This window comes from bacterium Scap17 (assembly GCA_013376735.1).
In the GTDB taxonomy this organism is placed as follows: domain Bacteria; phylum Pseudomonadota; class Gammaproteobacteria; order Pseudomonadales; family Halomonadaceae; genus Cobetia.
The window spans coordinates 2,511,853-2,525,283 of record VINJ01000001.1 but is presented as its reverse complement, the minus strand read 5'-3'; the positions used below and the strand labels follow the sequence as shown (position 1 = coordinate 2,525,283).

The 13,431-nt window shown below is 59.3% G+C and carries 11 protein-coding genes; 7 read left to right on the top strand and 4 right to left on the bottom strand.

Features of this window, described 5'->3' with window-relative positions:
• Window positions 1–23 precede the first annotated feature (23 nt).
• From FLM52_10725 to FLM52_10705, 5 genes are all read left to right on the top strand, one after another.
• The gene (locus tag FLM52_10725) at window positions 24–2,180 is read left to right on the top strand and encodes a glycosyltransferase (GenBank protein ID NVN56259.1); all 2,157 of its coding nucleotides are present in this window, start codon (window positions 24–26) and stop codon (window positions 2,178–2,180) included.
• 61 nt (window positions 2,181–2,241) lie between these two features.
• Entirely contained in the window at window positions 2,242–3,294 is a 1,053-nt protein-coding gene (locus FLM52_10720) for a phytanoyl-CoA dioxygenase family protein (GenBank protein NVN56258.1), read from the top strand.
• Window positions 3,294–4,328: a glycosyltransferase family 4 protein gene (locus FLM52_10715; GenBank protein ID NVN56257.1), complete on the top strand. Its 1,035-nt coding sequence runs from the start codon at window positions 3,294–3,296 to the stop codon at window positions 4,326–4,328. The genes FLM52_10720 and FLM52_10715 overlap by 1 nt, the downstream gene beginning before the upstream one ends.
• A 291-nt stretch (window positions 4,329–4,619) precedes the next feature.
• The gene (locus FLM52_10710; protein ID NVN56256.1) at window positions 4,620–5,666 is read left to right on the top strand and encodes a glycosyltransferase family 4 protein; all 1,047 of its coding nucleotides are present in this window, start codon (window positions 4,620–4,622) and stop codon (window positions 5,664–5,666) included.
• A gap of 153 nt (window positions 5,667–5,819) precedes the next feature.
• A complete protein-coding gene (locus FLM52_10705; protein NVN56255.1) occupies window positions 5,820–6,488 on the top strand; it encodes a DUF938 domain-containing protein in 669 nt (222 codons plus the stop codon).
• A gap of 190 nt (window positions 6,489–6,678) precedes the next feature.
• Here the strand turns inward: FLM52_10705 and FLM52_10700 are convergent, their stop codons facing one another.
• The 4 genes from FLM52_10700 to FLM52_10685 all read right to left on the bottom strand — a co-directional run bounded on the left by FLM52_10700 (window position 6,679) and on the right by FLM52_10685 (window position 9,572).
• A complete protein-coding gene (locus FLM52_10700; protein ID NVN56254.1) occupies window positions 6,679–7,242 on the bottom strand; it encodes a plasmid pRiA4b ORF-3 family protein in 564 nt (187 codons plus the stop codon).
• 417 nt (window positions 7,243–7,659) lie between these two features.
• A complete protein-coding gene (locus FLM52_10695; GenBank protein ID NVN56253.1) occupies window positions 7,660–7,947 on the bottom strand; it encodes a hypothetical protein in 288 nt (95 codons plus the stop codon).
• An 86-nt stretch (window positions 7,948–8,033) separates the two neighbouring features.
• Window positions 8,034–8,402, bottom strand: a complete 369-nt coding sequence (locus FLM52_10690; protein NVN56252.1) for a PH domain-containing protein — start codon at window positions 8,400–8,402, stop codon at window positions 8,034–8,036.
• 273 nt (window positions 8,403–8,675) lie between these two features.
• Window positions 8,676–9,572 carry a LysR family transcriptional regulator gene (locus FLM52_10685; protein ID NVN56251.1) on the bottom strand — a complete coding sequence of 299 codons (897 nt, stop codon included), beginning with the start codon at window positions 9,570–9,572 and terminating at the stop codon, window positions 8,676–8,678.
• 491 nt (window positions 9,573–10,063) lie between these two features.
• Here FLM52_10685 and FLM52_10680 point away from each other — a divergent pair, with 491 nt between their 5' ends.
• The gene (locus FLM52_10680) at window positions 10,064–11,581 is read left to right on the top strand and encodes a CoA-acylating methylmalonate-semialdehyde dehydrogenase (GenBank protein ID NVN56250.1); all 1,518 of its coding nucleotides are present in this window, start codon (window positions 10,064–10,066) and stop codon (window positions 11,579–11,581) included.
• Between the two features lie 88 nt (window positions 11,582–11,669).
• The gene (locus FLM52_10675) at window positions 11,670–13,427 is read left to right on the top strand and encodes a choline dehydrogenase (GenBank protein ID NVN56249.1); all 1,758 of its coding nucleotides are present in this window, start codon (window positions 11,670–11,672) and stop codon (window positions 13,425–13,427) included.
• Window positions 13,428–13,431 lie beyond the last annotated feature (4 nt).

The following is a 13,431-nucleotide window of genomic DNA, read 5'->3' as shown; positions in this document are numbered from 1 at the left end:
CTCGGCCGTTGCCAGGCTGGAACATGGTCGAAATAGACATGGAGCGCTCAGTCACCGGGGCTGCGGCGGTCATCACTTTTGAAACGGTCGATCGAATTCATACGGTGGAGTTGCCGCTGAGAGCAGGCAAGATCACGCGTCGCATGCTGAGAGTGCCACGTGGAGTAAGACGTATCACACTATGCCCCATCAACAGCCGTGGCACTTTCCGTCTCAAACATTTCAGGCTGGTATGGCTGACACCACGCTTTGCAAAAGATCGATTAATACAGCGCTTGGCCACTAATCATCGCGTCTGTAGAGGGTTGACCAGGAAAGAAATATTATCGTTACTTGATCATGAAGCTCATACGCATCGTCTAACATGGAAGGAGATAGCGCTAGATTACTATGATTCGACGTTTTTGCATTTCAATCCCTATATTATGTCAGATTACTCTAAGTGGATTGGAATGGTCGAATCACCGGGACTAAGCCTGACGAATGTTACCACTACTGCTCGCTCAGCGGCTGAAAGCGATGTTGATATAGTGTTCAGCCTGGGAATGCTGATTGATGAAAATGTCAGCGAGGAAGCCTTTGGCAATAGTCTAGCGAGTCTGGTAGCTCAGACGCATATACAGTGGGAGTTAGTGGTCTCAGCGACGAACAAGGCCGTTCAGCAGCATGATTGGTTAGTTGTCGCCTGCGAGAGTGATGTGCGCGTCAGGCTGCTGACAGAGGAGGAGAGCTCATCCGATGGCGTAGCGGGCCAGATTGAAGCAATCAGTAGCGAGATGCTGGGGGACTGGGTCGGGTTGATGACGGTGGGTGCTGCACTCGCTTCTGAAGCGCTGTCACGCTTCGTAGAGTTGTTGGGGGAGATACCGCAGGCCGGTTTTCTGTATTGCGATGAAGATCGTCTTGATTCGGCTGGACATCGCCATTCACCGAACTTCAAGCCTGGCTGGAATCCGGATCTATTGCTTTCCAAACCGTATCTGGGGCATCTGGGGCTTTGGTCTCGTGAGCAGTGGCAGGCCTGCCGCCATTCTCTGGGGACGGGACATGCCGCGACAGTGGACACTGCCGATCTTATCCATCAGCTGGCACTGGAGATGATTGAACCGGCTCACAAGAGCCATCAGTCGCTGGCGTGGCGGGTTCCCCAGGTACTGGTGCATGTTCCCGACAATTATCTTTCCTTAGCAGTGTCCGACCAAGGAAGCTGGGGGACACGGCATCTGGCACGTGTGAGTGACTACCTTGCACGCCATGATGTGGCGGCTGTCGCTGAACCGGGCAAGGTATTGGTAGAGGCCAAGGATGTTGTCGGAGAGAACGTTCGCGTGAGATGGCAATTGCCGGAATCACAACCCTTGGTATCGTTGCTGGTCCCCACCCGGGACGGGGTAGAGATTCTCAAGCCGTGTGTCGATGCCATCCTTGCGCATACCGAGTATCGGCATTTCGAGTTGTTGATTCTCGACAATCAAAGCACTTGTCCGCAGACACTTGCCTATATGCGCGAAGTTGCCGCACGCGATGAGCGCGTACGAGTACTGCACTGGGACGAGCCTTTCAATTATTCAGCGATCAACAATTTCGGTGCCCGCGAGGCACGTGGCGATATCATCGGGTTGGTCAACAATGATATTGAGCCGATGAACGGTGAATGGCTGACGGAAATGGTGTCGCAGGTCTGTCGTCCTGACATCGGATGTGTCGGCGCCAAGCTTTATTATCCCAATGGCACGATTCAGCATGCTGGCGTGATCCTGGGTCTTGGAAGCATTGCCGGACATGCCCACCGCTTCTTCAACCGTGATGAAGATGGTTTTCAGGGACGACTGAAATCTACTCAGAATCTGTCCGCAGTTACCGCAGCCTGTCTGCTGTTGAGACGTTCGGTCTTTGATGAGGTTAACGGCCTCAATGAAGAAAAGCTCGCCGTGGCGTACAACGATGTAGACCTATGTCTCAAGGTGCGAGAAGCGGGATACCGAAATCTGTGGACGCCCTATGCAGAGCTGTATCATCACGAATCCATCTCGAGGGGGGCTGATGATACGCCGAAGAAGCGAGCACGCTGGCTCTCTGAATGTGAGTACATGCGCACTACTTGGGCAGAGCAGCTGGATAATGATCCGGCCTACAACCCCAACCTGACTCTCGTCCACGAGGACTTTTCGTTACGCTGAGCAGAGTGCCGTCCCGTCATGCCTGTAGCTGCCTATTGAACATCGTCTCGCAAGGAACGCCATGTCCCGTTCACGATTTCTGCTCAAGGCTCCCCTGTGGGGCCTTGCGCTATTCACCGGTGCCAAGTCCTTCATCGCCAATCCGCTGATCGGGAGCGAGCGTCTGAATCGCCGCGGGCTGCACGTCTGGCGGGTGAAGGCGGCGTCTCGGATCATGCGCTGGCGCATGGCCATGTTGAGTCGAGGCGTGCCGACAGCGGAGCGTGAAGCCTATCTGCGTGATGGCTATCTACTCAAGCAGGACTTCCTGTCGCCAGAGCTGTTCGCGCGACTCAAGACCGAGCTTGAAACCGTGCATGATCACGGTCCCGGTGAGGTACGTGAGTGTTGTCAGGGGGATACCCGCACGCATCGCGTATTGCTGGACCCGGAGACCCTGAGCGAGCTGCCGGTGGCTAAGCAAGTGTTGGCTGACCCACAGCTCAAGCGTCTGCTGCGTTTCTGCGCTGGCCATCGTCGCCTGCCCATCGTGCATCTCGAGAAGGTGTTCAATGGCGCCCGCGAGAGTGATGAGGCAGACCCGCAGAAGTCCCTGCACGTGGATACCTTCCAGCCGACCATGAAGTTCTGGCTTTACCTGGAGGAGGTGAGCGAGCGCAACGGGCCTTTCATGTTCGTGCCTCAGTCCACGCAGTTGAACAAGGGCCGACTGGATTGGGAATATCACATGAGTCTGACGGCGCGTGAGCATGCCAATCGCTATACCCAGCGAGGGTCCTTCCGGGTCGAGGAGGGCGCACTGGCTCGCTTCGGTCTCAATGCGCCCACGCTGTTCAAGGTGCCTGCCAACACGCTGCTGATCGCGGATACCTTCGGCATGCACGGCCGTGGTCCTGCCGAGGCGGGCAGTTCGCGTCTGGCGTTGTGGGGGATGAGTCGCACGACACCCTTCCTGCCGTTGCCGGGGCTGGGCGGCGAATGGCTAAATCGCCTGCAGTATCGTGTGCTCAAGGCGGAGCGGGCGCGGGATGACAAGCGTGCCGCAGCACGTGGTGTCGAGTCTTCCTGGCATGTCGTGACACGTGACTCCTCGCGTGCGCAGGACCCATCCTGATGTCGGCTGAAGCTTCACCCTTGGCAGGTGTGCGGTGGGTCGTTCTCAGCGATGGTGCTCGACCCACTGAAGATATCTACTTTCTTGAGTCAGCCGCACCTGCTCTTCGCCAGCAGGGTGCCATCGTCGAGCGTTTCGACACCCGCCGCTACCACCTGCCGACGCGATGGGCATTGCGGCGCCTGGCGAGTGCCAATCTGCTGATCGTGCGCTCTCTGGGCGAGCGCTGGGTGCGCCTGCTCGAACGTCATCATGAGCGCTTCGGACGTATTGTCTATCTGATCGACGATGATCTTGGCGCCGTGACCCGTACCGATGGATTGCCTGCCGCCTATGTCGCGCGTCTGAGCGGTCTGGCGATGCGTCAGCCCGCACTGCTTGCGCTCGCGGATGAGGTAGTGGCCTGTTGTGAGGCGCTGGTGGCCCAGCTTGGGCGGGAGCACGCCAATGCCTCGCTGCTGACACCGCCAATGCTGACGCCAGAAACTGAGCTGGCCGATTTCACACAGTCTGACTGGACCATCGGCTACCACGGTACCCGTGCGCATCGCGATGACATCGCGCACCTGGCGCCGGCATTCACGCCAGTGATGGCAGCACATCCCCAGGTACGCCTCGAGATCATGATGGGGCGCCATGTGCCGGAATCATTATCCGGTATTGCACGGCTGGAGACTCCGGAGGCGCTGCCATGGAAGGCCTTTCAACAGTATCAGGCGACACGCCGCATCCAGATCGGCCTGGCGCCGCTCTTGGAGACACCATTCAATCGCGGCAAGTCGTGGATCAAGTTTCTCGATATCGCCGCAATGGGCGGTGTCGGTATCTATAGTCGTCGGGCGCCGTATGACGGGGTCGTCGAGCATGGCGTCGATGGGCTCTTGGTCGGGGATGACCCCAGCGAGTGGCGGGCAGCGCTGGAGCAATTGCTGGCTGACCCAGCCGCTACACAGGCCATGGCAGAGCGCGCTTTGCAGAAAGCCCGAGATATTGGCGCTGTAGAGGCGTGTACGAATTTCTGGCGCTCGCGATGACTTCAGCGAGATGACCTCAACCCACAAGGCCCGCAGCTAACCCTGCGGGCCTTGTCGTTTCTGGGCCTGAGGCCGCCCGATCAGGTGCTGTCAGCGCCGAATTGATGGCCAGCGCAGGTAACACGTTGATTACATCCGCTACACATCAGCAAAATTTGAGTGGTGTGATGCCAAGAAATCATTAAGCTCAAAGTAAGCGTCCCAGAGTCAGTGTGTGCTCTTGCTCGCGCTTGTTTGGCGGTAACGCTGAACCTGCCGGGACCATGAATGCCTCGAGTAAAGGAGACTGACATGACCGCCTTCCCGACCACTCCTCGATGGATCGTACTCAGTGATGAAGCCCGGGCGCTGGAAGATATCTACTTCTTCCTGCCTGCCATGGCCGCGTTGCGCAAGGAAGGCACACGTGTCGAGCGGTTTGAAACCCGCCGTTGGAAGTTCTCGCCCAGGCTTGCCCAGGCGCGCCTCACCGGTGCTTGCCTGCTGATCGCGCGGAGCCTGGGGCGGGAATGGATCGAGATGCTGGAAGCACACCGCGAGCAGCACGGTCGCATCTGTTATCTCGTCGATCATCTGTATTCACCTGAGCTGCTGTCAGCGGAGGAGGGCAACTCTCCCCCTGAAGCAGGCTCTGAGGATGCCCAATTGCAGCAGCGACTGTTCACGCTGGCGGATGAAATCGTCGTGGTCAGCGAGCAGCTGGAGGCCGCTCTGGTGAGTCTGCATGCTAAGGTCAGCCTGTTGACGCCGCCACTGACCGGCAAGCTGCCGGACCTTCACCATCTCGAGCAGAGCGATTGGTGCATCGGTTTTCACGGCACTCTGTCACATCGTGACGATATCGTGGCGCTGGCCCCCATGTTGCGCGATATCCAGACGCGGCATTCCGACAGTGAGGTGGAGCTGATGATGGGGCGCCATCTGCCGCTGGCACTCAGCGACATTCCCCGCCTCAAGACGATGGAGGCCGTCAGCTGGGAGGGCTTCCAGGATTATTGCTCGCGGCGTCGGATCGCCATCGGCCTGGCACCCTTGATGGAAAATTCCGACAATCGCGCCGCCTCCTGGCTGCGGTTTCTCGATATCACCCGCATGGGCGGGGTGGGCATCTATAGTCGACGGGCGCCCTATGTCGATCTGATCGAGGACGGCGTCGATGGCCTGTTGGTGGGGGATGACTCGGCAGAATGGACTGCCGCCCTCGAGCGCCTGCTGGGTGATCGTGATGCGACGCGTTCCATGGCGCACAACGCGCAACACAAGGCCCATGAAGTGGGTGACCCGCTGCGGGTGCTGGATTTCTGGCGCGCACGTTCCACGGTGGCGCGTGCCCGCTAGCAGGAGCGGTCATGTGGCCTGCTTCAGATAGGGGAAATGACCCGATCCAATCACGGTTTGCTCAAGCGCCGCGCCCCTCAGGGGTGCGGCGCTTTGTTATGATCTCGCCATCTTTTCGTTCTGAGTCATTTGCCCTGTTGAAAGGAGTGCTGCATGGCCATCCCCGAGTTACCCGCTGACTTGCCAAGCGCCGCGTCGCAATCATCGCAGAAGGATGTCGAGCTGGCGCACAGTCAGCGTCTCGCCAGTCCGGCGGTCGCCCGCAATCGTGACGTGATTCTCGATGTCCTGCGGGATGTGCTGGCACAGCGACGTCAGGTGCTGGAACTGGCCAGTGGCAGCGGAGAACATGCGGTGCATTTCGCCTACGGGTTGCCTCATCTGGCGTGGCAACCCAGCGATGCCAGCCCGCGTGCCTTGGAATCCATCGCGGCATGGCGCGCCGAGGCCGCACTGCCCAACCTCAAGGTGCCGGTCCCGCTGGATGTGCTGTCTGAGTGGCCTGAGGTGGCCTGCGATGCGCTGGTGGCGATCAATCTGATCCATATCTCGCCGTGGCGGGTCACGTCCGAGCTGATGTTGCAGGCCGGTTGGCGTCTCCCGAAGGATGGCGTGCTGTATCTCTACGGCCCCTACAAGCGGGGAGGGCAACACACGGCGCCGAGCAACGAAGGCTTTGATGTGCAGCTCAAGCGCCGCAATCCGCTATGGGGCGTGCGTGATCTGGAAGCGGTCATCGAGGAGGCGGAGCGCAACGGCTTGCGGCTCGAAAAGGTGATCGAGATGCCGGCGAACAATCTGAGTGTGGTGTTTCGGCGTTAGCGCTGGCGGTTAGTGGGGCGTCAGAGGGGGTGAGTTCACCTGATGTGATCCCTTCACTACAACAATGCCCCATCCTGTCGCCAGGGCGGGGCATTGTCGTGTATTGGGGTGGGAAACGCGTCACCCAGGCAGTGCGCAAGCGATTGATTTGCCGACCCACCTTCAATAATGGCCGCTATTGTCTCTTGAGTCATGCCATGCGATTGAAGCCCGCCTGGAAGGGGATGAGGTGCTCTTCAATGGCCGCCTCATCCAGTGCCTCCGGCGAGAAGTCTTCCCCCAGCATCTGAAGTAGCTCGTGACCATGAGGGTTCTGCTCGCCGGCGCTGGCGGCTTTCAGGGCAGCATACCCCTGCACACCGCCGATATCCTCCGGGGGGCATGCCATGGCGCCATCCAGCCATCTTGGACAGGGGGAGATAGCTTCCATCCCTGTTGCTTCGATGACAATGCGATGTTTCCAGTCATCGCCAAAATCATAGAGATACTGGAAGGCATTTCCCTTGGCCCGTTTCACCAGGGTCTTCAGCTTGGCATTTCGCGACATGGTAATGGGGCGTTCGCTGAAGTCGTCGGGTTCAGCGTAGTAGCGGCCGTCACACTCAAACTCGTAGAGGTGTCGCTCCTCCCACCCCATCACGTCCTGGATGAGCTCGTGGAGTCGGTGCAGATTGATCGTTTCTGGCACGACGACTCGACGCCAGACCAGGGGATCCGTGTCCATCAATTCAATGCGTAGTTGAATGTCCGCCATTCGGCCTCCTCAAGTGACGTCGCTGCGCATGAGCGTACTGCGGGAATATCCTGGCAATTGACGGGATTGTCCGTTTACGCCGCAAGCCGGCTCCCTATCGCGATGATCCAGTGATGGTGACTCACGTATCAACCGACGCGTTGTCCTCACTCTCCTTCAGCAATCCCTCTATCACCAGAATAGAGCGTTCATGCGGTGCTTGTGGAGTAGAACGATTGCCTTGTTCCACTTCAAAAGGGAGTAGTGCAGAGACCAGTACCGCGGCGATCAACGAGAATAATGCATCAAAGTATTTCATCGATATCCCCTCTAGACAACGAGTGTGTCTACAGAGACTATGTCACGCGCTTAAGGATTGCCTTTCGGTTATATCGATATGGATTAGCGGAATATTTGATGTCCGTGGCTGGCGCGTCGTCAGCGAGCGTCGGGGGCTCGTTCGGTGTCGTTCCAGTCGATCACATGGCTGATGATTTTCCAGCCGGCCTTGCGCGCCGCTTTCTCTGCCTGAATTTTGGCTTGAACCTTGGAGATGCTGTCGGTCTGCACCGTGAAGGGTTCTTCCAATGCCAGTCGCTTGTTCTTGACGCCCAGCGTCACCCTGAGCCCCTTGAGAGGCGTGGTGCTTTGCGTGGCACGTGGCTTGGCAACTGGCTTGGCAGGTGCCGTGGTACTGCGCACGAACTTGTCGAGTTCACGTTTCATGTTTTCTTCGAATTGCTCGACTGACATGTCACTCATCTGGGTAACCCCGTTTGATCAAAGGAATTCACAATGGAAGCAGTAGGGCATCAGCACACATAGGTGGTGATGACTTGCGAGATTTCGGTAAGGCGTGTCTTGCCGGTGAATTCAAACCTCACCGTACCGAGTGCCGAGAAATAGATTGTGAGCTCTGAATCAAGATCAAAGGTGCCGGATGTTTCGATGGAGTAGGTTTCAATCTTCTTGTACGGCAGAGAGGTGAAATCTTTCTTGCTGCCGGTCAAGCCTTGAACATTGACGGCGATGATTCGCTTGTTGGTAAAGACGACGCCGTCACGCATCGATTTGTAGGCCGAGATGATCTCTTCGCCATCAATCAGCAGGTCATTGACGCGCTCGGCATATTCATCATTCTGTTTGAGTTTGAAAAAGCCTTTATTGTTGAAATCTATCATTTCTTACCTTGTGATTCGACAGGACTGTCATCCGATGAGGCCTCGACACCGAACGTGAGGAGGCATCACGCGCTCGTGACGGGGCACACGATTTCACTCGAAACACGAATAGAATAATCCATCCTGCACCAATCGAGTAGCCCCGCATGAACGGGCAGCCCGATGCCGTCGGCATGCCGCAGATTGAGGGTAAGGCAAGAAAGATAAGGCACAGCAGGACTGGGCTTGCCGCGTGAAATATCAGGCCTCACTCACTTGTCCTGAAAGCGTCATTTACTTGGATGGCCAGACTTCTTCGAGACTTTGCAGGGCGGCTTCGACACAGGGTTCGTGCTGATTGTCGTGGCGCCATACCACACTCAAGGCGCAGGGCAGGCGGGTATCCGGCACGATATTGAGGCCACGTTCCTGGCGCTCGGCCAGCGCCAGGACATCGCGGGCCAGTGTCAGTCCGACGCCCGCGCGTACCAGATCCAGCATGCAGACTTCCTGATCCACCTGCGCGACACGGTGAGGGGTGCACTGACTGTCACGCATGGCATGCGCCAACAGGCGTGAGTGGACGGAGTTCTCCGGCGTCACGATCCACGGCAGGGCGGCCAGGGAGGGCCAGTCAGTCTCCGTCAGGCGTGCTGACCAGCCGGTGGGGGCGAGAATGAAATAGTCGAAGAATGCCAGCTCGCGATAACAGAGGGAGTCATCGCGTGGTCCCTCTCCGGGTGGTGCCAGGTAGAAGCCGATTTCCAGCGCATTCTGGCACAGCGCCTTGAGGACGCAGCCGCTCATGCCGTGGTGAAGTTCCGTTTCCAGATTGGGCGCACGCTCAAGCAGGTGGCGCAGCAAGCTGCCCAAGCGAATGAATTCCGGGTCGACGATGGTGCCGATGCGTAGCTTGCCGCGCACGGTACTGTGCAGTGCCGCGGCGGCCTGCTCGAAGCCACGCGCGCTAGCCAGGGCCTTCTCTGCACTGGGCAGCAAGGCCTGGCCATCGGCCGTCAATAACAGACCATGGGGGTGACGCTCGAACAGACTTAACCCCAGGCCTTCCTGCAGTTGCTTGAGCTTGAGGCTGATCGCGGGCTGGGTGAGGTGCAATGCCTCGGCAGCTCGCGACACGCTGCCGGTGCGCGCTACGGTGACAAAGGCATTGAGTCGGGACAGGTCCTGCATCAGTGACATCCATGTGTTTGGCATTTTTCTGGCCGGCGAGACGCGTGCTGCTGGTCCAGCATCTCGCATTGTGGCCTGAATCCGTTCTCTGCCACCTATTGGCCATTGGTCGCGGTAAGCCGTGTTCACCCGGGACAGCCCTCGTGATCGAATCGCCCGCCGCTGTCGGCACTCCTCCCGTTGTTTTCGCTATAACTAATTGATTTTCGGCGCTTAATTGTTGCTCTGGTTCTCGAGGAGAGCCAAGGCGTTTATGAGCATAATCGGATATCAGCAATCGTTATATCTCACCCAAGAATTACTCAATTGCACCCTGCGCGTGGCAGCGTAATTTCATGAACACCTGCTGATGACATGTCCTCGTTCGTCATTGACCAGGCGAACGTCATTGTTCAAGCGAACGTCATTGATGAAGCGAACGACCTTCAGCGCCAGACATGTGCATGACACAGGCTCATTCCGATAAAACACCGCCAGCGGAGATCAGCACCATGACGACAGCAGCCAACCCCATCCAGCATTTCATCAACGGTCAGGTGACCCGAGGCGATTCCAGCGCCACTCAGGATGTCTTCAATCCGGCCACCGGCAAGGTGACCGGTCAGGTCGCGCTGGCAGGCAACAGTGATGTCGATGCCGCCGTGGCCGCTGCCGACGCCGCTTTCCCGGCTTGGGCCGACACGCCGCCGATCCGCCGTGCCCGTGTGATGTTCAAGTTCCTCGCGCTGCTCAACGAGCACAAGGACGAGCTGGCGGAGGCGATCACCCGCGAGCACGGCAAGGTATTCACCGACGCCCAGGGCGAAGTGGCACGCGGCATCGATATCGTCGAATTCGCCTGTGGTATCCCGCAGCTGCTCAAGGGTGACTTCACCGACCAGGTCAGCACCGGCATCGACAACTGGACGATGCGCCAGCCGCTGGGCGTCGTCGCCGGCATCACGCCGTTCAACTTCCCGGTGATGGTGCCGATGTGGATGTTCCCGGTGGCCATTGCGGCAGGCAACAGCTTCGTGCTCAAGCCGAGCCCGCTGGACCCCAGCGCCTCGCTGATGATAGCGGACCTGCTCAAGCAGGCGGGCCTGCCGGATGGCGTCTTCAACGTGGTGCAGGGCGACAAGGATTCCGTCGAGGCGCTGATCGATCACCCCAAGGTGCGCGCCCTGTCCTTCGTGGGCTCGACCCCCATCGCCAACCTGATCTACGAGCGCGGCGCACGTCACGGCAAGCGCATCCAGGCACTGGGTGGCGCCAAGAACCATATGGTGGTGATGCCGGACGCCAATCTCGACAAGGCGGTGGATGCTCTGATCGGCGCGGCCTACGGCTCTGCCGGCGAGCGCTGCATGGCCATCAGCGTCGCGGTGATGGTGGGCGATGTGGCAGACACCCTGGTGCCGCGTCTGGCCGAGCGTGCCCGCGAGCTCAAGATCAAGGACGGCATGAATCTGGATGCCGAGATGGGGCCGATCGTCACCCGTCAGGCGCATGAGCGTATCTGCGGTTACATCGAAAAGGGTGTCGCGGAAGGCGCCGAGATGGTCGTCGACGGGCGTGAGTTCACCGGCAACGACATCGGTGGCGACAGCACTGAAGGCTTCTGGATGGGCGGTACGCTGTTCGATCACGTTACGCCGGACATGACCATCTACAAGGAAGAGATCTTCGGCCCGGTTCTGGCCTGTGTCCGCGTGCCGGACGTTGCAACCGCCATCCAGCTGATCAACGACCACGAATTCGGCAACGGAGTGAGCTGCTTCACCGAGAGCGGCAGTGTCGCGCGGGAATTCGGGCGTCGCATCCAGGTGGGCATGGTCGGCATCAACGTGCCGATTCCGGTTCCGATGGCCTGGCACGGTTTCGGTGGCTGGAAGAGCTCCCTGTTCGGGGATACCCACGCCTACGGAGAAGAGGGTGTGCGTTTCTATACCAAACAGAAGTCCATCATGCAGCGCTGGTCGGATTCCATCGATGCCGGTGCCGAATTCGCCATGCCGACGGCCAAGTAAGTCGCTCGCGACTGGGCCATCTGCATCGTAGTCATCTGCATTCTGGTTACCTACCAGCCTACGTCATTTGTCTGGAGAGGGACGCGCCATGTCAGACAACAAGAACAATCCGCATCGATCCCCGGAGGGCGAGCAGGACGCTCGCCCCGCCAAACCGGGCGACGATCTCTCTGAATTCGATTACATCATCGTGGGCGCCGGTTCCGCCGGCTGCCTGATGGCCAATCGCCTCAGCGCCAACCCTGAGAACCGCGTACTGCTGGTCGAGGCGGGCGGGCGTGACAACTACCACTGGATCCATATTCCGGTGGGCTATCTGTACTGTATCAACAATCCACGTACCGATTGGATGTTCCGCACCGAGCCGGACAGGGGCCTCAACGGCCGTTCGCTGATCTATCCGCGCGGCAAGACGCTGGGCGGCTGTTCCAGCATCAACGGCATGATCTACATGCGCGGTCAGGCGCGGGACTATGACCACTGGGCCGAAGTGACCGGCGACAGCGAGTGGCGTTGGGAGCAGTGTCTGGCTGACTTCATGCGTCACGAGGATCACGCGCTGCTGGATGACGGCGCCAGCAGTGATCCTGAGCAGCGTGATTTCCATGGTCACGGCGGGGAGTGGCGCGTCGAGCGTCAGCGCCTCAACTGGGAAGTGCTGGATGACTTCGCCAGTGCGGCCGAGCAGGCCGGCATTCCGCGCACCAAGGACTTCAACCGTGGCAGCAATGAAGGGGTGGCTTATTTCGAGGTCAACCAGCGTGCGGGCTGGCGCTGGAACACGGCCAAGGCCTTCCTGCGCCCCGCGCTCAAGCGCAGCAACCTGACGCTATGGCATTCCACCCAGGTCAATCGTCTGCTGTTCTCGGGCGGCGAGCAGGGCATGGGGGCTGAAACAGGGGCGGCGAAAGAAGCAACCGATCTGCGCTGCACGGGGCTGCAGGTCGTGCGTGACGACAAGGTCATCAATCTCTCGGCGAAGCGTGAGGTCGTGCTGTGTGCCGGCGCCATCGGCTCGCCACATCTGCTGCAGGTGTCGGGCGTCGGGCCCAGGGCACTTCTGGAGGAACATGGCGTCGAGGTAGTGAAGGACCTGCCCGGTGTCGGCGAGAATCTGCAGGATCACCTGCAGATCCGCTCGGTCTACAAGGTCACCAATGCCAAGACCCTGAACGCCATGGCCAGCACCTTGCTGGGCAAGATGGGCATCGGCATGCAGTACCTGTTCAAGCGTTCCGGGCCGATGAGCATGGCGCCGTCACAACTGGGCGCCTTCACGCGCAGCAGCGAGACTTACGCCCATCCCAACATCCAGTACCACGTCCAGCCACTGAGCCTCGAGGCCTTCGGGCAGCCGTTGCATCCCTTCCCGGCGATCACCGCGAGTGTCTGCAATCTCAACCCCACCAGCCGTGGCACGGTGCGTCTGCAGAGCGCCGACCCGCGTCAGGCCCCGACCATCGCGCCCAACTACCTGAGCACGGAAGAAGATCGCAAGGTCGCGGCCGATTCCTTGCGGGTCACGCGGCGCATCGCCTCCCAGCCTGCCTTTGCGCGCTACAAGCCCGAAGAGATCAAGCCGGGGGTCGAGTACCAGACTGATGAAGAGCTCGCCAGACTCGCCGGCGATATCGGCACCACCATCTTCCATCCGGTGGGCACCACGCGCATGGGGCGCGCGGATGACCCGATGGCGGTGGTTGACAGCCGTCTGCGTGTGCGCGGTATCCAGGGATTGCGGGTGGCAGATGCCGGCATCATGCCGACCATCGTCAGCGGCAATACCAACTCGCCGACCCTGATGATCGCGGAAAAAGCCGCGGGATGGATCCTGAACGCACAGTAATACG

Bases quoted from the DNA above. Each gene is read 5' to 3' on its own strand.
- FLM52_10725 (NVN56259.1), top strand. From the start codon at position 24: ATGGTCGAAATAGACATGGAGCGCTCAGTCACCGGGGCTGCGGCGGTC.
- FLM52_10720 (NVN56258.1), top strand. From the start codon at position 2,242: ATGTCCCGTTCACGATTTCTGCTCAAGGCTCCCCTGTGGGGCCTTGCG.
- FLM52_10715 (NVN56257.1), top strand. From the start codon at position 3,294: ATGTCGGCTGAAGCTTCACCCTTGGCAGGTGTGCGGTGGGTCGTTCTC.
- FLM52_10710 (NVN56256.1), top strand. From the start codon at position 4,620: ATGACCGCCTTCCCGACCACTCCTCGATGGATCGTACTCAGTGATGAA.
- FLM52_10705 (NVN56255.1), top strand. From the start codon at position 5,820: ATGGCCATCCCCGAGTTACCCGCTGACTTGCCAAGCGCCGCGTCGCAA.
- FLM52_10700 (NVN56254.1), bottom strand. From the start codon at position 7,242: ATGGCGGACATTCAACTACGCATTGAATTGATGGACACGGATCCCCTG.
- FLM52_10695 (NVN56253.1), bottom strand. From the start codon at position 7,947: ATGAAACGTGAACTCGACAAGTTCGTGCGCAGTACCACGGCACCTGCC.
- FLM52_10690 (NVN56252.1), bottom strand. From the start codon at position 8,402: ATGATAGATTTCAACAATAAAGGCTTTTTCAAACTCAAACAGAATGAT.
- FLM52_10685 (NVN56251.1), bottom strand. From the start codon at position 9,572: ATGCAGGACCTGTCCCGACTCAATGCCTTTGTCACCGTAGCGCGCACC.
- FLM52_10680 (NVN56250.1), top strand. From the start codon at position 10,064: ATGACGACAGCAGCCAACCCCATCCAGCATTTCATCAACGGTCAGGTG.
- FLM52_10675 (NVN56249.1), top strand. From the start codon at position 11,670: ATGTCAGACAACAAGAACAATCCGCATCGATCCCCGGAGGGCGAGCAG.